Here is a 24805-nt window from a genome sequence, read left to right on the forward strand (position 1 = left end):
AGATTAACCTAAAACTTCAAAGGCGTTAAAAAGACGTTAAAAATTGTTTAAAATTAAGGGCTGCGCTTTGTCAAATTTTGAAAAGTTCAAAAAGAATTGACTGAAAATTGTCTTTCAAGCAAAATTATTCTCTTTAGTTTTTTCAAAAGGAGAATTTGGTGGCAAAACAGGCTCTGAGGACATACAAGGCAGATTTTTTACTTTTTTTAGCGGCCATGATCTGGGGCGCAGCGTTTGTTGCTCAGAGAGTGGGCATGGACCATATTGGCCCTTTTTTGTTTAATGGTATTCGTTTTGGACTTGGCTCCATAAGCCTCTTGCCGTTGATTTGGTTTAGAGAAAAGAAAAGACTCGGCCCCACCATTTCACAGCCTTCCGATCTGACAACGGTATTAAAAGCGGGTTTTATAGCAGGAGTCTTATTGTTTGCAGGCAGTACGCTGCAGCAAGTAGGGATAATCTACACCACAGCAGGCAAGGCCGGATTCATTACCGGGCTGTACGTGGTTATTGTGCCTATTCTGGGACTGTTCTGGAAGCAAAGGCCTAGTCCTGGAGTCTGGATAGGGGCATTTCTTGCTGTCGTTGGTCTTTATTTCCTGTCAATTACCAATGAGCTGACCATTTCCTATGGTGATTTTCTGGTTTTACTTTGCGCCGTGTTTTTTGCTCTGCATGTTTTGGTAATTGGATGGCTGGCCCCTAGGGTAGATTGCATCAAACTATCATCCGTGCAGTTTGGTGTAAATTCCATCTTGAGTTTAATGGTCGCTGTTTTTGTCGAAGATATTTCCTGGCAAGGAATAATGGATGGGTTGCTTCCTATTTTATATGGGGGATTTATGTCTGCCGGTGTAGCCTATACTCTGCAAGTAGTGGCTCAGAAAGACGCGCCACCGGCCCATGCCTCGATTATTTTAAGTTTAGAATCCGTGTTTGCTGCAATTTCCGGATGGATTATTCTGGATGAACAGTTAACCTCCCGGGCTATTCTGGGATGCACGCTTATGTTTACAGGAATGCTTGCAGCCCAATTATGGCCTAAGGGTCAAGGTTCGCCTCTCCCGCAAAATTTATAATTCAACTTTTAGAGGTCGGCCAAACCCCATTTTACGCTGATTGAAAGTCTTTGTTTCAGAAATGCATTACAAACGGCTTGGGTAATTCATCTTGGCGAAGCTTGCGGAAAACCAGAGCATCGGGAGAAATGGGCTGAACACTTTGCTATGATCACCATAACTATCTATAGTCTATAGGATGCAACTGCAATAATTAAAACTTTACAGTTCTGACAAACGACTTCGCTCTGTAACCTATTTAAATGATTTAACATTTATCATTCAAAATTCAACATTGCCTGCAAAAAGTCCCTTTTTGTAGGCGCATCCTATTGTTTAAATTGTGCGATTTTTTTGCAGTTCAAACTTTGAGATTGCTTCGCTACACTTTGTTCCACTCGCAATGACAGGGGCGAGATTGTCATTGCGAGGGCAGCGAAGCTGTCCGTGGCAATCTCATCACCCATTGAGTGAAAATCGCTAAACTTAGCTATAATTAAAAGGCTATTCGTTCACCCAAAGTATCCCATTATGCTCTGTCCGCAAGCAAGCCTTTTACCCAGTTGAATCCAGCGAAGCTGGGCTGGCTTTGCCAGTATTCAACATGGGTAGATGAGTCCAAGTCTTTGTACCAGCATGAAAGAAACCAAGACTTGAATAAGTCATGGAAATTAAGTTGATAAAAAGGTTTGGTCATAGGCTCTCTTAGGGAAGTATAGAGATAGTGATGGGTTATGCGAAGTTCGAGGCTCGTCTCGGGGCTAGGTTTTTAATGGTTACCGGCCTTCACGAACAAGAACAAAAACTACTTCCATATGCCATGTCTGTGGGAACATATCAACAAGGTATATCCTGCCCAGTTGCCAGCCCTGATTTAAAAATCTCTTCATGTCGCGGCAGGTATTGACCACATCACAGGATATCCAGACCATCTTTTCTACATTTGCCAGATAATCTATCTTTTTCCATAAGTCAGGGGAGCCAGTGCGCGGGGGATCTATAATAACCGCTTGAGGATCAAAGTTTTTCACTTTTTCCCAGGGAGCTTTTTTTCTCAAATCATGGGCTCTGAATTTTACAAGGTCTAAACCAAGCTTTCTGGCGTTTAATTCCCCGGCCCGGACAGCATCTTGACATTCCTCGACAGCCAAAACCATCTGCCCTGACCGGGCCAGAGGTAGAGAAAAATTGCCGGCCCCGGCATATAAATCTGCAATTCTGGTATAGTGTCTCAATTCCTCGACAACTAGCGAAACCAGGGCTTGGTTCTGTAACCAATGGGCCTGAAAGAAGATATGAGGAGGGAGTTGTAATGTTATGTTGAATTCAGGCAGTGAGAAGTCAAGCAGCGTTTTTTGACCCTGCCAGGCAATTCGGCCATCTTCGGGACTTGCAGCCACAATAAACCGGCCATTGGGCATGTGAGAGGCTAGTTTGTCCAAGCCCCGGCCCAAGGGAGTGGCCAAGAGAAGACAATCACTCAGCCTGACCAGTTCATTGGAACCAAGTTTTTTAAAGTGGGGCTTTTTTTGGTGTACATAAATCTGACTGCGAAAGCGATAACGCCAGGATTTGCGGGAGGGGATTAGCTCTATCTTGTCCAGGAGGTCGGTGTTTAAACTTTTTTTTAAATTCCTGGTTAAGGCATCAATTAAAATCTGCTTTTTTATTTTTAAAATTTGAGAGTTCGGGGCGACGCCAAAGGTACATCCCCCGCATTGGTGACCGTGTTTGCAGGGATGTAAGCGGCGGATAGGGGAGGGCTCAATAATCTTGTGGACTTTTCCCTGCAAGAAGTCTCTGTTTTTTTTGAAGATTTTTACTTGAACAAGTTCATCTGGCAGGACAGGGGGATCAACAAGAATCACCTGCCCAGAGTCCAACCTGGCCAGGCCGCGTCCTCGCCAGATAAGCTTTTCAATTCTAACTATTAAATTGTCCAAAACAGGTTATTTTGTCTTTTTCTTCAATCTGTCCTGTAGACCTTTAATCAGGATAGGCCAGGCAATGGTGGCATCGCAGAGAACCTCGGCAAATTTTCCTCCATGCTCAGGAGGGACAAATTTGCCCCAGGAGATGCCTTCCTCGTATGTGCAGCCTGATAAACCGCCCCAGTGGGCTGGTTCTGGACAGATACGCAGGCCATAATGAAATCTGCGTACTGGCAGCTCGATATCTTTAATGCGTTGACTGGTAATTTCCACGAAAGGCCCGACTTGCTGTGCCCAATTCCGGGGAACTCCTCCACCAATGGTAAAAATACCAATGCGTTTAGCTGCGCAGATACGTTTGGTATAACTAAGTAAGTCCAGAAACGGGTTAAACTGGAAAGAAAAGGTCGTATGGTCAATATTTTTCACTGCCTCCGGGGACTTGCGCAGGAGGTGAGTAGCCATATCCAGGGCCAGTTCTGAATCTGTAAAAGCAGGGATATAAACCGGGACGTCCTTTTTAAAGGCACTTTTCAAGATTCCTGGGCCTTCTATGTTTTCAGCCAGATACTGACCGATTTTACGACAGACTGATTCCGAACTCAAAACCTCCCCGTCCTTGATAGATTCCATGACCTTATGAATGACGTCTTCAGCATGCAGGAAATTAATTTCCGGTTCCAAGGTATCGTAAACACGGTTAAAGCCGCACTTAAATAATTCTGTGTCATTCATGCGGCCAAATTCATACTTGTAATGCTTCAGGCCAATGGACTCAATAAAACCATGGGCCATAAGGGCTCCTGTGGAGACGACAATATTAATCCATCCCTCGTCGATCATTTTACAGATAATTTTGCCCATTTTGGCCACGGTCATTGCCCCGGAAAAGGTGGCAACAACTAGACAGTCAGGGTCAGTTACCATTGCCTCTAAAACATCTAATGCCTCACCGAGATTGCGACCTCCAAAGGCAGTTTTGGACATGGCAGTGAGCAACTGGTCGAAATCCTTAATCTCATCCGGGTCTAAAGTCTCGAGCGGTTTTAAGCCAAACTCTTTTGGATCACTTAATTGGTTTATTTCCCTGAAGTCTTCTTTTTTATGCATTTTTTAAATAATTGGTTAAAATTTTGAAAATACATTTAACAGCCACTGATTCTGAAACAACATTGCCGGGCATGGGAGCTAGCTCACAAATATCCATACCAACTAATCTGGGTCCTGGCCAGAATTTAAGCCAGAATTCATTCAGCCAGTTGTAATCTATTCCCCCTGGCTCTGGGGTGCCTGTTCCGGGCATAATGGCCGGGTCCAGGCCATCGACATCAAAGCTGATGTAAATCGGGCTATGGCCTATAAATTTACGGCAGAGCATTGCTGCATCTTCAGGTGTTGGCAGGTCCCAGGGGAAAAAGGTAAGTAAATTTTTACTATTTTGCTCTTTTATATACTCAGCTTCTTCCTGACATAAACTGCGGATGCCAATCTGGATTATCCTAAGCCCCAGTTCCCTTGCCCTGGCCATGATACAGGCGTGGGAGAACCTGCTTCCTTCGTACTCCTGCCGCAGATCAGCATGTGCATCAATTTGTAGGATTACAAGGTCCTGAAAGGCTTTGGTATAAAATTTAAACAGGGGAAAGGAAATGGAATGTTCCCCTCCCAGGGTGAGGAAAAAGTCCTTTTTGGGATCAAACCGGCTTAGGAAGATATCCATGTCCCGGTATAAATATTCAGGTCCGGCCACATTAGTTCGTTGAAAAGGTAGAGTAATAAAATGACATAACTCTCCTAAGTCCACATCTAACCTGGGATCATAGGTTTCTATTTGGTAGCTGGCCTTTAAGATGGCCTCCGGGCCATCTTTGGTTCCGTAGCCAAAGCTGACTGTGCCTTGATATGGTACAGGCCAGACATAAACAGGCAGACCTTTTTTTGGCTCGCCATCAAGATCGAAGAAATTAGAGTACATTTATTTTATTGGGTTTAGTTTATAGGGGCAGGCACAAAGGCCTGCCCCTGAGTTTTTAATATCCCTGCATCCTGTTTTTGTTTGTATTTATTTATGGAATAAACACTACCGCGGAAATAGTCGTTGTCCACATGCCAGCTACACCGGTAGTGACACATGGGGCTGAAGCAGAATCAATGATTTTGCCGCTCATTAGATAGATTTCTCGACGTTCATCATAGTCGGTTTCCGGGTCAAACTCTATGCCTAATGTGGTCGCTAGCATGGTTGAAGCCAGATCTTCAGCAAAGTCGCCGATCTCTTTTTCATCTGCCCCAAAGGCAGTGTGTTCAGAAATATAACCGTAATGGCTTTCATCAGCGGGAAAAGCCATGCCTACGGCCGAACCAACTAACCTGCCCCTTTCATTGGTGGCATTTCTGGCCATCACACAAAAAGTAATTTGCCCTGAAGCCAGATGCTTCACTCCTTCTTCCACAGAGATTAACTTGCATTTAGGTGGATAAATGCTGGAAACATAGACAAGGTTTTGTTTCTCAATACCTGCATCGCGCAGAGCCAATTCAAATGACTGTAGTTTGTTTTTGTGTCGTCCGATTCCGGTGGTGAAAAATGCTTTAGTCGGAACAAAGGTGTTGGGAAACATTAATTTTTTCCTCCTTATGATGGCTTTTTCCTTTTCAGGATAGGCTGTTTAATACCAATTTTTTTCAACTTGTTTTTGAATTGAACCACTTGCTCGGGTGTCCCTTGAAAGTGAACAAAAACTCTGAACCAGGGCTGATCAGCAGCAAATGCTTTGGTGACAGAAGAAATAAATCCTTGCGCAACCAGATTTTTTTGCATTTTTTTTGCCTGTTTTAAGGTCTTAAAGGCAGCTACCTGAAATGTATACGAAAAGAAATTTTGTTTCGTACCTGATTTATTTATGTTTTTTGGGCTTTGCGCTGAGGATTTGCGTTTTACTTCTGACTTGATAGCTGTATCTTTTTTAAGTTCGGGTTCGGGTAGATGTTTCAGTTTTTCATAAAATTCTAATTGCTCTGGTCTAAGGGTTCCTTGTTTTGGAACATTCTGCCTGGACTCGGATTTTGTTTCCGGCAAGATCTTGGCAATTTCCGGGACAACATCTTCCGGGTTGTAGCCGCGTCCAATGTAAACGCCGAGGATGAAGGCCCATACCATGGCCAGAATTATAAATATTCCCAGGTAGATAAGACCTGACAGTGTAATGTCTAGCTTAAACTTATTTTTAGCGGTCTTCTTTTTAGATTTTTTGGCCATTAAGCATCCCCGCTTAAAAGGAAGTTAAGAAACCGGGAAGTTAAGAAGTTTGGAGGATAAGGATGAAATTGAAACTTCTTAAGTCTCCTAAAACTTCCCATTTTCCCAACTTCTTTTTTTCAGCCACCGCGCGATGTTTATGTTGCTTAACTTTTATTTGCCTGTACAAAGTTCAAGGATTCAGTTTCTGATTTAGAATTTTGGTCATTTGGCAATCAGTATTTGTTTCTGGTTTCGATATCCGGTATTTTCAGAACAAACTACATCCTTTGTGGAGCATCGACTCCCAGAAGGGTTAAGCCGTTTTTGAGTACCTGGGCAACTGCCTGAAAGAGGAGCATCCTGGCTTGAATGAGCAGATTGTCCCGGGCATTGAGCACCGGATGAACCGTATAATAACGATGTAATAGCCCGGCAAGTTCTTGTAAGTAATAGCTTAAATGGTGAGGGCTTAAAGTCCTGGCGCAAGTAGTCAGAATGTCGGAAAACTGGTCCAAGTGTTTTAAAATTGCCATGTCTTCTTCCGTGTTTAAGAGTGGAAGCAAGTCATTCAGGCTCTGGTCAATGTTGATGTCTCTTTCTTTGGCCTTGAGCATCAAAGAGCAAATGCGTGCATGGGCGTATTGAACATAATACACCGGGTTGTCCAGAGATTTTTTCTTGACCACTTCCAGATCAAAATCCAGATGGCTATCACTCTTGCGGGTTAAAAAGATGAATCTGGCCGCATCAACTCCTACTTCTTCACAAACTTCAGACAAAGTAACAAACTCTCCGGCACGGGTGGACATGGCTACAGGCTCGCCTTCTCGAAGCAAGTTTACCAGTTGAACCAGGATAACCTGTAAGCTCTCCTCGTCCTTGCCCAGGGCCTGCACGGCAGCCTTCATCCTGGGGACATAGCCGTGATGGTCTGCTCCCCAGATATCCACGACCAGCTCAAAACCACGATCAAATTTGTTTTTATGGTAGGCAATGTCTGAAGCAAAGTATGTTAAAAGTCCATCTGATTTTTTTAAGACGCGGTCTTTGTCATCTCCAAACTGGGTTGATTTAAACCACAATGCGCCATCTTGCTCATAGGCAAGGCCTTTATTTTTTAGATAGTCAAGGGTGCTTTCTACCTCACCCTGTTCCACCAGGCTTTTTTCAGAAAACCAGACCTGGTGTTCCACCCGAAAGTTTTCCAGATCTTTTTTGATCCCTTCCAGAATAGAGTGCATGGCCGCTTCCTGACACAAGGTTATGGCCTCTTGCTCGGATTTGGATAAAAGGTCATGGTTATATCGGGCCAAAATTTCTTTGGCGATATCTTTTATGTATTCCCCTTTATAGCATTCATCAGGAAGGGAAACCGAGCGGCCGCAGAGCTGTTGGTATCTGACCCATACTGACAAGCCCAGCAGACGCATCTGGCGGCCAGCATCATTTAGATAATACTCGGTGTGGACATCGAAACCCGTAAAGCGCATGATCCGGGTCAAAGAATCACCAAGGGCTGCGCCTCGGCCATGACCAATGTGCAAAGGGCCGGTAGGATTGGCTGAGACATATTCAATCTGAACTTTTTTGCCTTGGCCTAAATTAGAGGAGCCATAAGTGTCTTTTTGTTCAAAAACCTTTTTGACAACCTCATGCCAGAAACTTGTTTTAAAGAAAAAGTTTAAAAAGCCAGGACCGGCCACCTCTATTTTTTCCAGGTCCGGGCAAAGCTTTAAAAGTTCATCTTTTAAGCTTTCCGCCCACTGCCTGGGATTTTGTCCCACTTGTTTGCTGGTAACCAGGGCTATATTAGTCGCCAGATCTCCAAACTTTTTTTCTTTGGGCGGCTCCAAGCTGACTTTTTCGGGCCAGCTAAGTCCCTTGGTAGTAATAATTTGTTTGAGTTTATCTTGAATGTATTTTTTGGCACGCATTTTTTAGACTGTCCTTTTTTGCTAAATTTTTTGGGTATCCTCTAGAGTCGCAATGGATATAACCTCAATTTTGTCCTTGTCGTCAGCCAAAATTTGGCCGACCATGCGTGACAAGACTCCCTTGGGTCCTATTTCCAAAAATTGATTGCCACCATCAGAGAAAATGGCCCGAATAATTTGTATCCAATAAACAGATGAGGTCATCTGGCGGGCCATGATTTCTTTTATCTTTGCCGGGTCAAGCTCTTTTTGTCCTGTTGCGTTAAAATAAATAGGCACCTTCGGGGCATGCCATTCAAATTTGGCCATGAATTTGGCTAACTCTTTAGCCGCTCCTTCCATCATTGGGCTGTGAAATGCTCCGCTCACAGGAAGAAGCACGCCCCTTCCTTTTTGTGTTTTGGCTTTTTTTACAATCAAATTAATGGGTTCTGCATGTCCACTGACTACAAATTGGGCCGGGGTATTGTAGTTGGCTACCAGGATTTCCTGGCCTGTTTCCTGTCGTGTTTCCTTGACTAGCTCTTCCACGGTCTCCTGGTTTAGTTTCAAGATGGCAGCCATTTGTCCGTTTCCATCCTGACCGGCCTCTGCCATTAGCCTGCCGCGCAATGAAACCAGTTTTAGAGTGTCTTCAATATTTAAGACTTTACTGGCACATAGGGCGGAAAATTCGCCCAGGCTGTGTCCAGCCATAAAAAGCGGCGAAGGACTTAGTTTATCCTTAATAAAGAGCCAAAGGCTTAAGTTGACAATGGTCAGGGCTGGCTGCAAGTATTTGGTCTGGGCCATGTCTTTTGCCTCGCCATCCCAAAAAATCTCGCGTAAAGGGAAGCCGGAGATTTTTTCGCCCAGTTTCCACAGATTCATGGCATCGGACCAGTATTCAGCAAGGTCTCTACCCATGCCAGGCTCTTGGGAGCCTTGTCCTGGGAAAAGTATGGCCAGTTGTTTATTTTCAGGCATTTATCTACCTCCTTAAGAAATAAATTAACCTTTTTACTCCTACCCGGCCTAAAAGTCGAGAGTGTGGTGTTGGGAAAAATCGGGAAACGGAGAAACGGGGAAAAGAGGAAATGGGAGTGGAGGGTATATGAAACAAATTTTAATTCAAGAGTTATCTAAAGAACTTGATCGGGCAGGTTTCGGTTTGGACGCAGAGCAGATTAAAAAATTATACTCTTTTTTATCTCTGCTCATCAAGTGGAACAAGGTTATTAACCTGGTAGGACCAAAAGATTGGGTTGAAATTTTCAGAACTTTAATTGTGGATAGTTTGTACTTAAAAGACTTTTTACTTTCTTTATCATTAAAAAATAGCCCCAGGACTTTTGACCTTGGAGCCGGGGCAGGTCTTCCAGGCATCCCTTTACGTATAGTCTGGAATACTGGAGAATATTACTTAATAGAGGTCAGAAATAAAAGGGCCGTATTTATGCGTAACGCTTTAAGCCACTTGTCACTACCGAAAACTTTTGTGCTTGGTATGCGCGCGCAGGAAGTGCCAGAAGAACTTCTGCCCCCAGACCTCATAATAAGTAGGGCATTCATGCCTTGGCCAAAGTTGCTGCCTCTGGCCAGGAAGCTTATGCCGGATCATGGTATTGTGGTTGTCATGGCCAATACTGCCGCGCCAGAGAGTGACCAGTTGGCTCCGTGGCAAGTAAAAAAAACTTTTTCCTATGAGGTTCAAAAAAAGAAGCGTTATTTTTGGGCGTTGGAATTAAATAATTGTCCCAACTGAGAGTTTTTAAAAATAAGCCTGGTGGCTACTTCGTCGGCCAATTCTGCAACGTCCATAAGCCGTTCCAGATAATCCAGTATCTCATAACGTCTGTCTTCGGCCGAGTATTCAAAATCTTCCTCCAGCCGGCCGGATTTAAGGTATTCCTCTAGTTCTTCTAAAAATTTTTCGTTGAGCATATTGTTCCTCCCGCCCTTTTTTTTGCCACAGGAAGGATAATTGGTCAAAATGTAAAAAAGTGAATAAAGTTCTTGACGACATCTTAAGAGATGGATAAAAGATTATCTCCTTTCGCCGGGGTGGTGAAATTGGTAGACGCAGAGGACTCAAAATCCTCCGGGCATTAGCCCGTGCGAGTTCGAGTCTCGCCCCCGGCACCATAAAGATCAAAAAGGCTTCAGGTAATACCTGAAGCCTTTTTTTTTGTCATTTTAAATATTATTTGATAAGAAACTAGGGATGTAAATTAATGTTTTAATTTTCCCTGGTACCCAGTTATTTGGACTATGGACTTAAAAGATATTGAAAGTATAGCCTTAAGCTTGGAAATATATAGCCAAAGTAAGAATTCGGCTAGGTTTAAGCAAGAGCTAATCCTGTTGATCCAGAAAATAAAGCAGCAGAATAAAAAACTTGATTTTTTGCTTGAGGAAAACAACAGGCTAAGGCTTCATGTCCAGGATTTAAGCAAGAAAAATAGAGAATTAAATCTAACTTTGCGTCAAGTTTTGGCTAATTATCAGGCCGGGCTAAAGACTTTTTTACGTTTCAAGCGTGATATCGAGTTAGTCCAGAAAATGCGTTCTTTAAAAGAGCTTCCGAATATTTTAGCCCAAATAAAAGAGTATCTTGCCCTTGACGCTGTAGGTCTAATTTTAAGCTCCGAGTACTTTGCTACCTTTGTTCCTGATAAAATTTGTGTTTATCCTCAAGAGGATATTCAGAGTCAACTTTTAAATCTGCCTTCCATATCTTTGGGAGACAGTTATTACATGGGATGTATAGCCAAAGTTAAACATTTCTCTTTTTTTTGGCCTGAGTTGAACGGACAAAAAAAGGAACAGCTTAAAGAAGGTTCCTGTTTTATATATGTACTTAAAGACAAGTACAATCCGGAAAATATAACAGGAGTGCTGGCTCTCGGCGACAAAGATATTGCCAGGTACTCGCCGGAAAAAGCCACGGACTTTTTAGAACATTTTTGTTATATTTTTAGCTGTACTCTTTTGTCTGTGCGTGAGCACGAGAAACTTGATCGGGAAAAAGTGATAGATACTCTAACCGGCATTCATAATCGTGAGTATTTCCACCGCCATGCTCCTCGCATTTTGGACTTTGCCACTCGACGAGGTTTTCCGGTTTGCCTCCTGTTTCTGGATTTGGATGGATTCAAGTCGATCAACGACAATTTAGGGCACAACATTGGAGACAAGGTACTTATAGAGGTGGCCCAAAGGATACAAGCAGTGATCCGCAAGTACGATATTTTTGTTCGACTGGCCGGAGACGAATTTTTGATTTTATTGCCTGATACAGATATTGAACGAGCTCAGCTTTTAAAGTTGCGAGTCCAAAAGTCCATCAAAGATATCAGTATTGAGAAGCTTTGTGGACAGCCAACTAACCTCACAGTTTCTGTCTCTGTTGGTCTTGCCCAATATGTTCCCGGACAGGAGATCAAAGATTTTTTGAAAGTAGCAGATGATAATATGTATGCGGAAAAGAAGCAGCAAGCCTAGTCTTTAATTTTGCCTTCCTGAATAAGTTTTAACAATGCATCCACAGACCTTGGATCATAGAGTTTATTCCGTCCTTCTATCAATTCCTGCGCAGCATCTTTATTTTTTAAGGCCGGATGATAGGAGCGTTGTGAGGTTATGGTTTCATATACATCAGCTACGGCGATAATTTTGGCGCCAATATGAATTTCTTTTTCCTGCAAACCTTGCGGATAGCCAGTTCCGTCAAGACGTTCATGGTGCTGCAGGACTATCTGGGCTACAGGACCGGTAAAAGGGATCTCTTTGATGATTTCATACCCTTCCTGGGGGTGCGTTTTGATGATTTCCATCTCGAGAGGAGTCAAATGTTCTGGTTTGGATAAGTATTCTAGGGGGATAGAGTTTTTGCCGATGTCGTGCAAAAGACCTGCTAGATGAATATTTTGAACCAGGTCATCATCTAGTTCCATCTCCTGGGCGATGGCTGTAGCAATGGCAGCCACTTTTTGCTGGTGTCCTGCAGTGTAAGGATCTCTTCTTTCTACCATTGCGGCCAGTGATAGAACTGTTTTTTCCAGAGTGTCTTGAAGTTTTTTCAGGGTTGTTTTCAGTTTTTGGGCTTGCTTTTTTTGTTCGGTGATATCCCTGGCAATGCCCATAATCTTGATGACTTCCCCCTGGGGATTGCAAACAACGTCAATAAGCTGGGAGAGCCATTTGATTTCATCTTTTGTTTCGATACGGTGCTCAACTTCAATGCTCTGTTTGTTTTGAAGACATTTTTTTATGGCATCGACCAGAAAAGGGCGGTCCAGGGAGTTGACGGTGGTAAAGAGTTGCCGGTAATGGCCGGTATGGGTAGCCGGGGTAAAACCAAAAAGCTGGGGAAAATTGTTGCTCCATTTGATTTCATTGTTTTTTGGATTCCACTCCCAGTTAACCAAATGAACAGCCTGTTGGGATAAGCTAGTTTTCTTATTTTCGATTTCTTTCTGGGTCAGGGCTTGGTAAATGATAGCTAGAAGTTTATCTTTACCGATGGGCTTGGACAGAAAGTTGTAGATTTTACCATCGTTGATAGCCTTTTGGGCGGCTCGCACATCAGCATGCCCGGTGAGCATAATCCGGATGCTTCTAGGGTATTTCTCCCGAACTATTTTCAATAATTCACTACCAGACATATGAGGCATTTTTTCGTCGGTGATAATCAGGTCAATATTCTCCCTGGCCAAAATATCCAGGGCCTGGGAAGCGGACCGGGCAAAATAGAGTTCGATAGGCTCTTTATGGAGGCTTCTCTTAATCCCTTCTAAGACCTGCTCTTCATCATCCACGAATAAGACTTTTGCTTGCATTGGCCCTCCATATCCCCATGAATATTGGAAAGATTAGTTAAAAAGAGTCTTTAAATAACAGAGTCAAGTAAATTCATTTTATTTTCTTATACTGACTTGGACAAAAAGAAAAATCAAGGATAAAAAAAGTTTATTGAAAGCTTCAAAAGATATTTGTAAAAAATTAAATAATATATTAATATTATAACAAAATTTTTAAGAGTGTAAAACTATCAACTTTGTATACAAACTACTTGAAGAGAGAAATAGTTGGGCGATAATGAAATGGTAGTTCTAAGACAGACGAAGAAATTTTTTTGATCATTGCCTTAACTCCGGAACTTGTTAAGATAAGCCAATTGTTTGATATTTATCCGCTTGAATAACGAAAACAGGAACAAAAATTGTTGCAGAGAAATAAGCGAGGGGGAGAAGCATGGATAAAGGCCAGCATAAAATTGAAACATATTTTGAGAAATTGCCTTTTGTCATCATCGCTCTAGATGAGAGACACAAAGTTATGCACTGGAATCTCATGGCCGAGAAATTTTTTGGATTACGGAAAGAGGAGGTCCTTGGCCAATCCATAGTTGGCCTGACTTCCAGAATGGAGTGGAAGGAGACAATCGGCATTTCAGTCGAGGATTATCTGCAAAATAGATCTAATCTACAAAAAGAAATTAGATATAGTCGACCTGATGGAAGCACTGGATTTATGGACTTCAAGGTCATTGAATTTTTGGATTCGCCTGACCCGAAAGAGCGAATGCTTTTGTTGGTAGGCAATGACATTACTGAATTTAAAATTATGCAAGGACAGCTGGCCCAGGCCCAAAAGCTGGAGGCCATTGGGCAGTTGGCTGCTGGCATTGCCCATGAAATCAACACTCCTGCTCAGTACGTCAGTGATAACCTGCATTTTTTACAAGATTCTTTTCTCCCCATCAAAAACACCATTGACTTTTTAGTGTATAACTTTGTGGCCTATAAGGACAAGTTGCCTCAGGAAGTAATTGAGAAGATGTACCAGGTTCTAGAGGAAAATGATGTGGATTTTTTTTTAGAAGAGGTCCCTAAGGCCTTGGTTCAAAGCCTGGAGGGTATGGGTCGCATTGCCAGAATCGTTTCATCCATGAAGCAATTTGCCCATCCGGGTACAGAGGAGAAAGTCTATATGGATTTGAACAAAGCCATTGAGAATGCCCGTGAAGTGTCCCGCAACCTTTGGAAATATGCAGCTGATATGGAAATAGCTCTTGACCCGGATTTGCCTCAGGTACTTTGTTACCCTGCTGAAATAAATCAGGTTCTTTTAAATATGATTGTCAATGCGGCTGATGCAATTAAGGAGAAGCTGGGCGAATCTGTCTCCGATCAGGAGCGAGGTCTAATTAAGATTACCACTCGTAATTTAAAGGATCGTATCCAGATTCAAATCGCTGATACAGGATGTGGAATTCCGGAAGAGATAAGGCATAGGATTTTTGAACCGTTTTTTACAACTAAAGAAGTAGGCAAGGGTACAGGTCAGGGATTGGCCATTGCCCATTCTATTATTGTAGACAAACATAACGGCTCTATTAAAGTTCAGTCTGAGCCTGGTGAGGGGAGCACATTTATTATAGAGTTGCCAGTAGATGGATAGATGCATGAAATTCTGGACTTTAGTTTTTTAAAAATTTGGTTGGCTTCAGCATTTTTTACTAACTATTTTCAACAATTTATTAGTTAAATGTCCCCGCTTACAATTCCATAAGTGGAGGGACAAGGACTGAGGTTTCGTAAACAAATCCATGAAGATTCTTCAGAGTTAGTCAATGAACAAAATAAAAATTTTATTTGTTGATGATGAGCCCAATGTATTAAGCGGGTTGAGGCGGATGCTCTATCCCATGCGCAAAGAATGGGATATGACTTTTGTTGATAATTCGGCCGAGGCCCTGTCTTTGGTCAAGGAGAAGAGTTTTGATGTGGTTGTCGCGGATATGCGTATGCCGGTCATGAGCGGGGCAGATTTGTTGACCAGGATCAGCAAAATTCAGCCTCGAGTAGTACGCATCATTTTGTCCGGTCACTCAGATAAAGAAATGATTATGCAAACAGTGCCCGTGACTCATCAGTTCCTGACTAAGCCCTGCTCTCCAGATAAACTTAAAAATGTTATCCAGAGATGCATGGCCTTGAGGAATCTGTTTAAGGACAAGAGCTTACTTGATGTAGTAGGCCGAGTTAAGTCATTACCCAGCCTGCCAGATATTTATATCCAACTAAAGGAAGAAATTCGCTCGGATAAAGCTACGCCTAAGAGTATTGGTGATATTATTTCTAAAGATGTAGCCATGTCTGCTAAAGTTTTGCAGATGGTCAATTCCGCTTTTTTCGCTTTGGTAAGAAAAGTTTCTAGTATTGAACAAGCTGTAGTTTATTTGGGGTTGGATACTATAAGATTCCTTGTTTTAGGAATGCATATTTTCAATAAGCTGGAAAAACTTAAAATCGGAAAGTTTTCTTTGAAAAGTCAGGTTAAGCATAGTCTGGAAGTGGCTAGTATGGTTTCTTCTTTATGTAAATTTGAAAATCTACCCAAGGATGTTCAAGAGATTGCTTTTTTTGCCGGCCTGTTTCACGATTGTGGTGTTTTGATCTTAGCTCAGAACATGCCGAAAGAATATGAAGAAGCAGTAAACTTTGCTGAAGAAAAAAGGCTGTGTTTGTATCTGGCTGAACTGGATGTTTTTGGCGTTTCGCATGCTGAAATCGGGGCTTATCTGTTAAATATATGGGGGCTTCCAGAAGAAATGGTTAGGGCGGCGGCCTTTCACCATAATCCAATGGCAGCTTATTCTTCCCGGTTGGATTGCCTGTCTTTGGTTCATATTGCTGATCGTCTGGAACATCTAAAATCACCGATGAATGTAGTTGGCCCTGTCTGCCCTGTTGATAAAGACTTGATAGAAAAATTCGGCATACAGGATAAATTCATTAGTTGGCGAGACTTGTTGGTAAAGGAGAAAGTAGGTGAATAAGGAGAAAATCCTTTTTGTTGATGATGACGTCAACATTCTGGATGGGTTTCGTCGGTCTTTGCAGCGGCAATTTCAGGTAGAAACTGCTGTCGGCCCGATTCAGGGGTTGAAAATGTTTAATGATTTCGGTCCATTTGCCGTTGTGGTGGCTGATTTAAAAATGCCCAAGATGGATGGTATTGAGTTTCTAACCAGGATCAAAGAGTTTTATCCTGAAACGGTCCGCATTATGCTTACAGGGCATGGAGATATGGAGGTGGCTATAGATGCTATTAATAGTGGTCAGGTGTTTCGTTTTCTGATCAAGCCTTGTAGCAAGACTAACTTGATTAAAGCTTTGGAGGCAGCCATTAAGCAGTATAGGTTAGTCCGTGCAGAAAAGGAGATAATGGAAAAGACTCTGACCGGAACTATCAATGTTTTGACAGAGATTTTGAGTATCACCAATGAAGAAGCCTTGGGTCGAACTTCCCGCATCAAACGCTATGTACGCGATGTAGCTATTCACTTGGGCGAGACAGATGTCTGGTTATATGAGACTGGCGCTATATTATCTCAGATCGGGTGTATTATTTTGCCTCCAGGGGTATTGGATAAAGTGCGCACTGGGGAGAGACTAGAGGGAGAAGAATTACAGCTATATATGCAGCACCCCTTTATCGCCTCTGATCTTCTTCGTAATATCCCGCGTATGGAAAAGGTTGCAGATATGATCGCCTATCAGGAAAAGCACTATGACGGAAAAGGTGTACCCTTTGATCATGTACGCGGAGACGACATACCTTTGGGAGCAAGAATTTTAAAGGTGGTTTTAGACTTTGATCTCCTGGAAACCAGGGGGTATTCCAAGCGGGATAGTATATATAAAATGGCGAAGCGTAAGGGCAGATACGACCCAAAAGTATTCAAGGCTTTTTTGGAAGTGCTCCAATTGGAGCAACATTACAAAATCAGAAAGGTCCACATAGATGACTTGTTTCCTTTCGTAGTCCTTTTAGAAGACATTGTTGCTTTAAATGGAGTGGTGCTTTTAAAAAAAGGACACGAAGTTACTGAAACCATCATTGAGAAGCTTAGACTCATGGACAAAGCTTACGGAATTAAGCAGCCCATTGAAGCGCTTATCCCCCCCTCAAAAATAATCGAGGAAAAGAGAAACCTTCTGGAAAAGTAAAAAAAATTTTACATAACAATCAGGTCAGAGATATGGTATTAGTAGTCGAATAGTGGAGGGGATTAAATTAAAAATCAAAAAACCTCTAAGGAAGTTTAACCATGAGACGTTATCTTAACCTTGGATTTCTGGCTATATTCCTCATGTTATGCATGATTTCTTTTTACGCTTTGTGGAGCGGTGAGAGAATAAGAAAGATTTTCATCGATTTGAAAAATGATATTGTCCCCTCTGCCATGTTAATGTCTAAAATGAAAAGCGAGACTTTCAAAACATCTCATTTATTGATGGATTATGTTATACATGGAGATGATGAAAACAAAAGAGCAGTAGAAATAAGTTTAAATGAATTAAAAAAATACGGGGAAGAGCATTTAAAATATGAAAGTGACATAGGTCTTGAAGAAAAAAGGGAGGCAATTGAATTACTTGCCAAAATAGAAAATTTGGAATCGGCAGTTACTGAAATATTGATGTTAAAAGAGCATGGGATGAATCTTGATAAGATGGTGGATGAAGTAGAGAAAAAAGTTCATCCTGCTATTAAGATTCTCGTCAGACAAATAGAAAGACGCAAGAAAGAGTACATGCAAAAACTAGCGCTAGCAGAAAGTCAAAGTTTGAATCAACAAAATAAGGTTGTAAAGGTTGTTTTACTATTAAGTATACTCTTTACACTCACAGCACTTTCTGTCTGGCTATTAGTGATGAAACAGTTTTCAAGGTACATAAGAGAGCGTAATTTGGCTCTGGACAGGCTTGGGGCTGAAAAGGAAAGGCTGGCAGTCACCCTTCGTAGTATTGGAGACGGAGTTATTGCAACAGACACTGATGGTAAGATTGTTTTGATCAATAAGGTTGCTGAGGATTTGACCGGCTGGTCACAAGAAGAGGCTGTTGGCAAGCCCATTAATGAAGTTTTTCATATTATTGATGAAAAGACCGGGGAGCCTTGTGAGAATCCGGTTGAAAAGGTGTTTAAAACGAACAGAATTACTGACTTAGCTAATCATACAGCACTTATATCTCGCGATGGAACTGTACGAAGCATAGCAGACAGCGGCGCTCCGATTCGGGATAGCGAAGGTCGAATTGTGGGGGCGGTTCTTGTATTTCGCGATATTACCGACCAGAAAAAAATGCGTGAGCAAATGTTCAGGAGTCAGAAACTTGAGTCCATTGCGCTTTTAGCAGGCGGTATAGCCCACGATTTTAATAATATTTTGACCGCATTAATGGGCAATATAAGTTTGGCCAAGACTCAATTAAGTACGGAAGACAAGGCCTATAGCCTGCTAACCTCCACAGAAAATGCTTCTCGCAGGGCCAGCCAATTAACTCAGCAACTGCTGACTTTTGCAAAGGGTGGAGAGCCCGTCAAAGAAACCGCAACCTTAGCAACGCTAATAAAAGACTCAGCGAATTTTGTACTTGCGGGAAGCAATGTTAAATGTAGTTTTGATATACCCAAGGAACTCTGGACTGTTGACATCGATACCGGTCAGATTAGTCAAGTCATTCAGAATATTGTCCTCAACGCTAAGCATGCCATGCCGGATGGAGGAACAATAAATATAAAATGTGAAAATTTTATTAATGATTCGCGAACCATCCCATCGTTGCCCCCTGGAAATTTTGTTAAGATAACCATACAGGATCATGGCATTGGAATACCGGAAAAGTATCTTGATAAGATATTCGATCCCTATTTCACCACAAAAGAATCGGGAAGCGGTTTGGGGCTTGCCGTATGTTATTCAATTATCCAAAAACATGATGGTCACATTATGGTAGAATCAACACCAGGTGTTGGCACGACATTCACGATTTATCTGCCGGCCTCTCAGAAAGAAATGACTTCACTCTTTGATGATGAGCAACTGTTAACAGGAAAAGGCAAGATTTTAATAATGGATGATGAGGAGTTGGTCAGGGAAGTTAGTAAAGAAATATTTAGTAGTTTGGGATATGAAGTGGAGCTTGCCAAGGACGGTGAGGAAATGATCGAGTTATACCAGAAGGCCAAGAAAGCTGGAAAGCCCTTTGATGTAGTCATTATGGATCTGACAATACCTGGTGGTATGGGAGGCAAGGAAGCAATTAGGAAGTTGCTTGAGATTGATCCTCAAGTAAAAGCTATTGTCTCAAGTGGTTATTCGAACGACTCTGTCATGGCTAACTATAGCGAATACGGATTCAAAGCATGTTTGGTCAAACCATATAAAATTGAACAAGTTAGCCAAATATTAAGGCAACTCATAGATTAACTGGGAGGCAAGTTCGACTTTTTAGGGGCGCATCCGATAGCTGCAATTTGGTTGGCTGGGTGAGTAGTTGAGTGGAGTGAGTGGGGAGTGTAAGGTGTTCAGGGTGGAGATAGATGGTATGAAAAATAGTTTTGAGACTTTAGAAGCCTGGCCAATGCAGACGGGTAGAGCGGATATGGGAATCCGTAGTAGAATTTTTTCCTGATTGCCGCCAGATTCTCGATTATTACCACTGCACAGGTTTGATTACTTAATTATGACAAAATTTTGCTGAATATGAACAAGAAAAGAGAAAACAAACAGCAGTTGCAATGACAAAATAAGGCTTCTCAAAAATCAGTGCAACTAGCGGATGTTCCTCCATGTAAGAGAGCTGTTTTTTAGAACCAGTTCTTTCACTTCCGCTTCAAGTGGCAGACACAGCAAATAATCAACCGCACGTGCTACTTCATCTGGATACAAAACTCCTTTTTTGGGAATAAAGGGCATCTTATTTAAAAGTTTTGTCTTAACTATACCGGGATAAATAGAGCTTACCTTGATGCCATATCGTTTACCTTCCTTGTACATTACCTCTGCAAGTCCTCTTAAGGCAAATTTAAAAGGACAATATGCAACTCCATAAGGAAATCCTTCCAATCCTGAGACAGAATTGACAAAGACAATATAACCATGTTTTTGTTTTAAAAATACCTTATACGCGAGTTGTGTAAGATAAAAAGGCACTTTGAAATTTGCTTCATAGGAGGAATTTATCAAATCCAGGGTTGCATCTTCTACCTTGGCATAAAAACCGTCTCCTATGGCATTAATAAAAACATGAGGTGTAAAAGAAGAAAAAGCTTGAAGAACCATTTTTTCATTTGCAAAAAGTTCTTGGATAGAAAGGAAACTAACATCCCTTCCCTCTAACTTCCTTGCCAGGTCTTCTCTTTTGTTTTCATCTTTGTAGAGAAGAAGCAAAGAGTGGTTTTTTGATAGCAGATTGGAAATAGATGTTCCAATATCACCTGTTGCTCCGGCAATGATGATGTTCATTTTTCTTTTGCCTTTTCTATCAACTCGACCAGGCTCAATATCTTTGGTTTTGGCGGACTGTTAAAAGTTTTTTGCCATTCTTCCTGGTCAAGCTCCTGGCGCAGGTAGCTCTCCACCGGAAAGTAAGTTTGCCAGCAGGAGATCATCTTGTAGCACGGAAGCCCTTGGTTTTCGCGTCGGCAATAGGAAAAAGAAACCTGATGCCCTAACCGAGGACAACGTACTTCAAGATGATCCCCAGGCGGTGTTATAAGTTTATCTTGTTTTTCTTGATTCATCCATGTTTTCTCTGAGTCGGTTTTGGCAGCCCTTCTAGTTCTTTGAGTGACTTTTCAATTTCTTCAGCAGGCATTGCGTAGTTAGAAAGTTTTCCTGAAAGATATGCTTCGTATGCTGCCATATCAACCAGTCCATGTCCACTCCAGGTAAAAAGGATTACCTTTTCTTTTCCTTCTTCCCTGGCTTTTTTGGCCTCCTGAATTACCGCGGCAATGGCATGGTTGGTTTCAGGGGCGGGGATAAATCCTTCGCTTCTGGCCCAGGTTACACCGGCTGCAAAGGTTTCCAATTGATGTACAGAGGCAGGAGTTACCAGGTTATCAATAACCAGTTTACTTACAATAGGAGCCATTCCGTGGTACCTGAGACCGCCAGCATGGAGTGGAGCAGGCATGAAATTATGCCCTAATGTATGCATCGGCAGAAGAGGGGTTGTTTTGGCTGTATCACCAAAGTCATAAGCATAAGGGCCTTTGGTCAATGTTGGACAGGAAGCTGGTTCTACGGCCAGGATCTCTACCTGTTTTCCATGAATCTTATCGCGAACATACGGGATGGCTAAACCTGCGAAGTTACTTCCCCCTCCGGCGCATCCGATGACTACATCCGGGTATTCTTCGATCATGGCCATTTGCTTTTGGGCTTCTAACCCGATAATGGTTTGATGCAGCAGAACATGGTTCAAGACACTTCCCAGGGCGTATTTGGTCCCCTCACCGGTTACAGCGGCTTCAACAGCTTCGCTGATGGCGATCCCCAGGCTACCCGGTGAATCAGGATCAGCCTTCAAGATTTCCCTTCCGGCATTGGTTTTGTCACTTGGGCTGGCAATGCATTTGGCTCCCCAGGTCTCCATCATCAGACGACGATAGGGTTTTTGGTTGTAACTTATTTTGACCATGTACACTTCGCATTCCAGTCCAAACAGGGAACAGGCAAAAGAAAGGGCGCTTCCCCATTGTCCGGCACCGGTCTCGGTACATATTTTTTGAGTCCCTGCTTCTTTGTTGTAATAGGCCTGAGGGATAGCGGTGTTGGGCTTGTGGCTTCCGGCTGGGCTTACTCCTTCGTGCTTATAATAGATTCTGGCCGGGGTATCTAACGCTTTTTCAAGAGCCCTGGCCCTATAGAGTGGCGAGGGACGCCACATTGCATATTTTTCCAGAACAGGCTCAGGGATATCAATAAATCTCTCCTGGCTAACTTCCTGTTCAATAAGGTTCATTGGGAAGATTGGTGCCAGGTCATCGGCAGTGACTGGTTTCCCTGTTCCCGGATGGAGCGGCGGGTCCATGGGTGTGGGAAGATCTGCAAGAATATTATACCACTGACGTGGTATCTCAGAATCGGGCAAAACAATCTTTTTAAAGTCCATAACATCTCCCTTTTGATTAATTTGTGGATAGGCGCGTGAATGGTTGAACAGTCAACTGGCTGAATGGTTGAATGGTGAAGAGATAACCTGGTACACAAAATAAACCATTTAACCAACAAACCAATCAACTAAATTAACTAAAAATATAAAGTTGCGATGTATGAATTATTTGAGGGAGATAAATAGGAGGAAAGATGGATGAAGTCAAATAGTGAGTAGTGGATGGGTGAATGGGAGAAAGGGGAGATGGGATAGGGCGAGATGGGCGGTTTGGTGAACTTGTGTCAAGCTAATTTTTTGGATAGAAGCTATAGAAGCTCTTGTTTATGTTGGTAAACACATATTAGAGCCTGCAGCCGAACCTTTTACCAATTAATTTTCATGGCTTATTCCAGTCTTGCTTTCTTTCATGCTGGTACAAAGAATTGGACCCATCTACCCCTGTTGAATACTGGCAAAGCCAGCCCAGCTTCGCTGGATTCAACCGGGTAAAAGGCTTGCTTGCGGACAGAGCATAATGGGATATTTTGGGTAAACAAATATTCTTTTATTATCGATAGTTATGCTCAATGTCGCAAAATATTTTGCCCATTCATCCCGATGCTCTGTTTTTTACGCAAGCTTCGCCAAGATGTGTTACCCAAGCCATTTGTAATGCATTTCAGAAACCAAGACATTCAATCAACGATGAAAATAGGGTTTGCCACAGGCTCATAAATGAATGTTGTTAGCGGGATATTTAACATGAATCGAGGTTTCTGCGAAAGCATAGTTAAGCTGAACCAATTGTTTGATGAGCCCTCAATGGCTTTTGTAGGCGGCTTGATTCACAAATTACGGGGTTAAGTGATGATTGATTTACATACACATACAACTTTTAGTGATGGGGAGCTTATCCCGGCAGAACTTGTGCGCAGGGCCAAGGTAGCCGGATACAAGGGTGTTGCTTTTACTGATCATGCAGATCATTCCAATCTGGAACTAATTCTGGAAAATGTGCTAAGGCTTGCCCGAAAATATTCAGTTTACGCAGATGTTGAGCTTCTGGCCGGTGTGGAGCTGACTCATGTCCCGCCCAGCCTCATTCCCGAACTTGTAAATATTGCCAGAGAAAAAGGAGCCCAGATTGTTGTGGTTCATGGCGAGACCATAGTTGAACCTGTAGCCAGGGGCACCAACCTGGCAGCAATAGAGGCCCGGGCCGATATTCTGGCCCATCCAGGCCTTATTACTCCCGAAGAAGTTAAGTTGGCTGCCCAAAACGGCGTAGCCCTGGAAATAACCACGCGCAAAGGTCACAGCTTGACCAATGGACATGTTTTTTCTCTGGCAAAGAAGTTTGGGGCCAGCCTGGTTATAAATAACGATGCTCATGCACCAGGGGATCTGGTCAGTCAGGAACTTCGAAGAAAAATTGCTTTTGGCGCCGGTATGGATGAAGGTGACTATCTTTTGGCTGAACAAAACAGTTTGTCGATTATGCGCGAGAGAAGATAAGAAAGAAAATAAATGGTTAAGGATTGGCGAGGATTGGCTGAACAGGGGGCTCGTGTGTGGGCCGGGTGCAGATTTCCTGTTGCTTTGACCGGAGCGGGGATCTCCGTTCCCAGTGGTATACCGGATTTTCGCAGCCCCGGAGGCCTTTGGTCAAAATATGACCCTCAGACGGTTTGTTCTGACTGGGCTCTGGAAAATAACCCTAGAGGTGTGTGGGAGTTCTTGCTGGATGCGGTGCAAATGTTTGCCCGCGCTAAACCCAACGCAGCACACAAGGCCTTGGCCAGGTTGGAGGAAAGAGGTTTTTTGCAAGCTATTATTACCCAAAATATCGATAACTTGCATCAGCAAGCAGGCTCAAAAAACGTTATCGAGTTTCACGGCAGTTGCCAGAAGTTTTATTGCAACGGGTGCCATACCGAGTTTGATCCCGGCCAGGCCTTGCAATTGACTTTTAGGGATATACCCTGGAAATGTCATAGGTGCAGTGGAGTTGTTAGGCCGGATGTAGTCTTTTTTGGTGAGCAGATTCCTGTGCAGGCTTTAATCCAGAGTCAGGACTTGGCTGACAGGGCTGATTTGCTTGTAATTGTAGGGACTTCAGGTGAAGTAGCTCCGGCCAATACTTTGCCGTATATAGTCAAAAGGCATGGTGGCAAGGTAATTGAGGTCAACCTGGGCCCGACCAATTATGCGGGGCTTTCTGACGTGCGTATCGATGGACCGGCCGAGGAGGTCTTGCCCTTTATGGCTGATTTGATCATAAACTGAAAGGGTGAAGATGTGCGTGCAAGTAGTTTGGCTTTCCGGGGATTTTTTTGTGATATAATTTTTATAAAAACAACATGTTAAAACAAATTAATATCTAAAACTCAACTTTCTGAGTTAATTTGCGAGCGCATTTTCTTCAATGCTAATAAAGACTTGGACACATCTAAGGCTTGCTTGCGGGCTGTGCATAATGGGGTTAGTCAATAGAATGTTACTTAATGCCTTTTCTGTTGTTATGATGAGGTTCGAAAGTTCGGTGGAATAACCTCCCTATGCACAGCACTTCCGCAATCTTCGCCATGATGTGTTACCCAACCCGTTTGTAATGCATTTCAGAAAATGCACTCTTCAATTGTGTAGTAATTTGAGGATGTTAATCGTATCAGAAAGTTGAGTCTAAAACTTAAAAATTAAA

Annotated in this window: 21 protein-coding genes and 1 tRNA gene; 10 read left to right on the forward strand and 12 right to left on the reverse strand. The window is 42.6% G+C overall.

The annotated features are described in order from the left end of the window. Nucleotides 1-158: 158 nt before the first annotated feature. Entirely contained in the window at nucleotides 159-1079 is a 921-nt protein-coding gene (locus KFV02_RS07795) for a DMT family transporter (RefSeq protein ID WP_252380985.1), read from the forward strand. 755 nt (nucleotides 1080-1834) lie between these two features. On the opposite strand, the gene KFV02_RS07800 is transcribed toward KFV02_RS07795, so the two are convergent. The 7 genes from KFV02_RS07800 to KFV02_RS07830 form a co-directional block, all read right to left on the reverse strand. Beyond that, a complete protein-coding gene (locus KFV02_RS07800) occupies nucleotides 1835-3001 on the reverse strand; it encodes a class I SAM-dependent RNA methyltransferase (protein WP_252380986.1) in 1167 nt (388 codons plus the stop codon). Between the two features lie 6 nt (nucleotides 3002-3007). Beyond that, nucleotides 3008-4099 carry a deoxyhypusine synthase family protein gene (locus tag KFV02_RS07805; RefSeq protein ID WP_252380987.1) on the reverse strand — a complete coding sequence of 364 codons (1092 nt, stop codon included), beginning with the start codon at nucleotides 4097-4099 and terminating at the stop codon, nucleotides 3008-3010. Then, entirely contained in the window at nucleotides 4092-4964 is an 873-nt protein-coding gene (gene speB, locus KFV02_RS07810; RefSeq protein ID WP_252380988.1) for an agmatinase, read from the reverse strand. The genes KFV02_RS07805 and speB overlap by 8 nt, the downstream gene beginning before the upstream one ends. 91 nt (nucleotides 4965-5055) lie before the next feature. Next, nucleotides 5056-5610 carry a pyruvoyl-dependent arginine decarboxylase gene (locus KFV02_RS07815; RefSeq protein ID WP_252380989.1) on the reverse strand — a complete coding sequence of 185 codons (555 nt, stop codon included), beginning with the start codon at nucleotides 5608-5610 and terminating at the stop codon, nucleotides 5056-5058. A 14-nt stretch (nucleotides 5611-5624) separates the two neighbouring features. Beyond that, nucleotides 5625-6248 carry an SPOR domain-containing protein gene (locus tag KFV02_RS07820; protein ID WP_252380990.1) on the reverse strand — a complete coding sequence of 208 codons (624 nt, stop codon included), beginning with the start codon at nucleotides 6246-6248 and terminating at the stop codon, nucleotides 5625-5627. Nucleotides 6249-6508: 260 nt separating this feature from the next. After that, entirely contained in the window at nucleotides 6509-8164 is a 1656-nt protein-coding gene (gene argS / locus KFV02_RS07825; RefSeq protein ID WP_252380991.1) for an arginine--tRNA ligase, read from the reverse strand. A 21-nt stretch (nucleotides 8165-8185) separates the two neighbouring features. Then, nucleotides 8186-9130, reverse strand: coding sequence for an ACP S-malonyltransferase (locus tag KFV02_RS07830; protein ID WP_252380992.1), 945 nt, complete (start codon nucleotides 9128-9130; stop codon nucleotides 8186-8188). Nucleotides 9131-9257: 127 nt separating this feature from the next. Between KFV02_RS07830 and KFV02_RS07835 the strand changes: the two genes are divergently transcribed. After that, nucleotides 9258-9908: a 16S rRNA (guanine(527)-N(7))-methyltransferase RsmG gene (locus KFV02_RS07835; protein WP_252380993.1), complete on the forward strand. Its 651-nt coding sequence runs from the start codon at nucleotides 9258-9260 to the stop codon at nucleotides 9906-9908. On the opposite strand, the gene KFV02_RS07840 is transcribed toward KFV02_RS07835, so the two are convergent. Continuing rightward, nucleotides 9869-10087 (reverse strand): hypothetical protein, encoded by a 219-nt coding sequence (locus tag KFV02_RS07840; protein ID WP_252380994.1) that lies wholly within the window; start codon nucleotides 10085-10087, stop codon nucleotides 9869-9871. The two genes, KFV02_RS07835 and KFV02_RS07840, sit on opposite strands and share 40 nt — an antisense overlap. A gap of 114 nt (nucleotides 10088-10201) precedes the next feature. Here KFV02_RS07840 and KFV02_RS07845 point away from each other — a divergent pair. After that, a tRNA-Leu gene (locus tag KFV02_RS07845) sits at nucleotides 10202-10288 on the forward strand. A 126-nt stretch (nucleotides 10289-10414) separates the two neighbouring features. Continuing rightward, nucleotides 10415-11647, forward strand: a complete 1233-nt coding sequence (locus tag KFV02_RS07850; protein ID WP_252380995.1) for a GGDEF domain-containing protein — start codon at nucleotides 10415-10417, stop codon at nucleotides 11645-11647. Here the strand turns inward: KFV02_RS07850 and KFV02_RS07855 are convergent. Next, nucleotides 11644-12984, reverse strand: coding sequence for an HD domain-containing phosphohydrolase (locus KFV02_RS07855; RefSeq protein ID WP_252380996.1), 1341 nt, complete (start codon nucleotides 12982-12984; stop codon nucleotides 11644-11646). The genes KFV02_RS07850 and KFV02_RS07855 overlap by 4 nt on opposite strands. Before the next feature lie 415 nt (nucleotides 12985-13399). On the opposite strand from KFV02_RS07855, the gene KFV02_RS07860 reads away from it, so the two are divergent. The 4 genes from KFV02_RS07860 to KFV02_RS07875 all read left to right on the forward strand — a co-directional run bounded on the left by KFV02_RS07860 (nucleotide 13400) and on the right by KFV02_RS07875 (nucleotide 19430). Continuing rightward, on the forward strand, nucleotides 13400-14608 hold the full coding sequence (locus KFV02_RS07860) for an ATP-binding protein (RefSeq protein ID WP_252380997.1): 1209 nt from the start codon (nucleotides 13400-13402) through the stop codon (nucleotides 14606-14608). 172 nt (nucleotides 14609-14780) lie between these two features. Further along, complete coding sequence (locus KFV02_RS07865) at nucleotides 14781-15989, forward strand: response regulator (RefSeq protein ID WP_252380998.1); 1209 nt, start codon at nucleotides 14781-14783, stop codon at nucleotides 15987-15989. Continuing rightward, nucleotides 15982-17163 carry an HD domain-containing phosphohydrolase gene (locus tag KFV02_RS07870; protein WP_252380999.1) on the forward strand — a complete coding sequence of 394 codons (1182 nt, stop codon included), beginning with the start codon at nucleotides 15982-15984 and terminating at the stop codon, nucleotides 17161-17163. Before KFV02_RS07865 ends, KFV02_RS07870 begins: the two co-directional genes overlap by 8 nt. A gap of 152 nt (nucleotides 17164-17315) precedes the next feature. Further along, nucleotides 17316-19430 carry an ATP-binding protein gene (locus tag KFV02_RS07875; RefSeq protein ID WP_252381000.1) on the forward strand — a complete coding sequence of 705 codons (2115 nt, stop codon included), beginning with the start codon at nucleotides 17316-17318 and terminating at the stop codon, nucleotides 19428-19430. Nucleotides 19431-19775: 345 nt separating this feature from the next. On the opposite strand, the gene KFV02_RS07880 is transcribed toward KFV02_RS07875, so the two are convergent. The 3 genes from KFV02_RS07880 to KFV02_RS07890 are packed head-to-tail and all read right to left on the reverse strand — an operon-like array spanning nucleotide 19776 to nucleotide 22122. After that, nucleotides 19776-20468: an SDR family oxidoreductase gene (locus KFV02_RS07880; RefSeq protein ID WP_252381001.1), complete on the reverse strand. Its 693-nt coding sequence runs from the start codon at nucleotides 20466-20468 to the stop codon at nucleotides 19776-19778. Continuing rightward, complete coding sequence (locus KFV02_RS07885) at nucleotides 20465-20746, reverse strand: hypothetical protein (RefSeq protein ID WP_252381002.1); 282 nt, start codon at nucleotides 20744-20746, stop codon at nucleotides 20465-20467. Before KFV02_RS07885 ends, KFV02_RS07880 begins: the two co-directional genes overlap by 4 nt. After that, a complete protein-coding gene (locus tag KFV02_RS07890) occupies nucleotides 20743-22122 on the reverse strand; it encodes a TrpB-like pyridoxal phosphate-dependent enzyme (protein WP_252381003.1) in 1380 nt (459 codons plus the stop codon). Before KFV02_RS07890 ends, KFV02_RS07885 begins: the two co-directional genes overlap by 4 nt. A gap of 849 nt (nucleotides 22123-22971) precedes the next feature. On the opposite strand from KFV02_RS07890, the gene KFV02_RS07895 reads away from it, so the two are divergent. Continuing rightward, nucleotides 22972-23619, forward strand: a complete 648-nt coding sequence (locus KFV02_RS07895; protein ID WP_252381004.1) for a histidinol phosphate phosphatase domain-containing protein — start codon at nucleotides 22972-22974, stop codon at nucleotides 23617-23619. Nucleotides 23620-23631: 12 nt separating this feature from the next. Further along, entirely contained in the window at nucleotides 23632-24390 is a 759-nt protein-coding gene (locus KFV02_RS07900) for an SIR2 family NAD-dependent protein deacylase (RefSeq protein WP_252381005.1), read from the forward strand. Nucleotides 24391-24805 lie beyond the last annotated feature (415 nt).

This window comes from Desulfovulcanus ferrireducens (genome assembly GCF_018704065.1).
Taxonomy (GTDB): Bacteria; Desulfobacterota; Desulfovibrionia; order Desulfovibrionales; family Desulfonatronovibrionaceae; genus Desulfovulcanus; species Desulfovulcanus ferrireducens.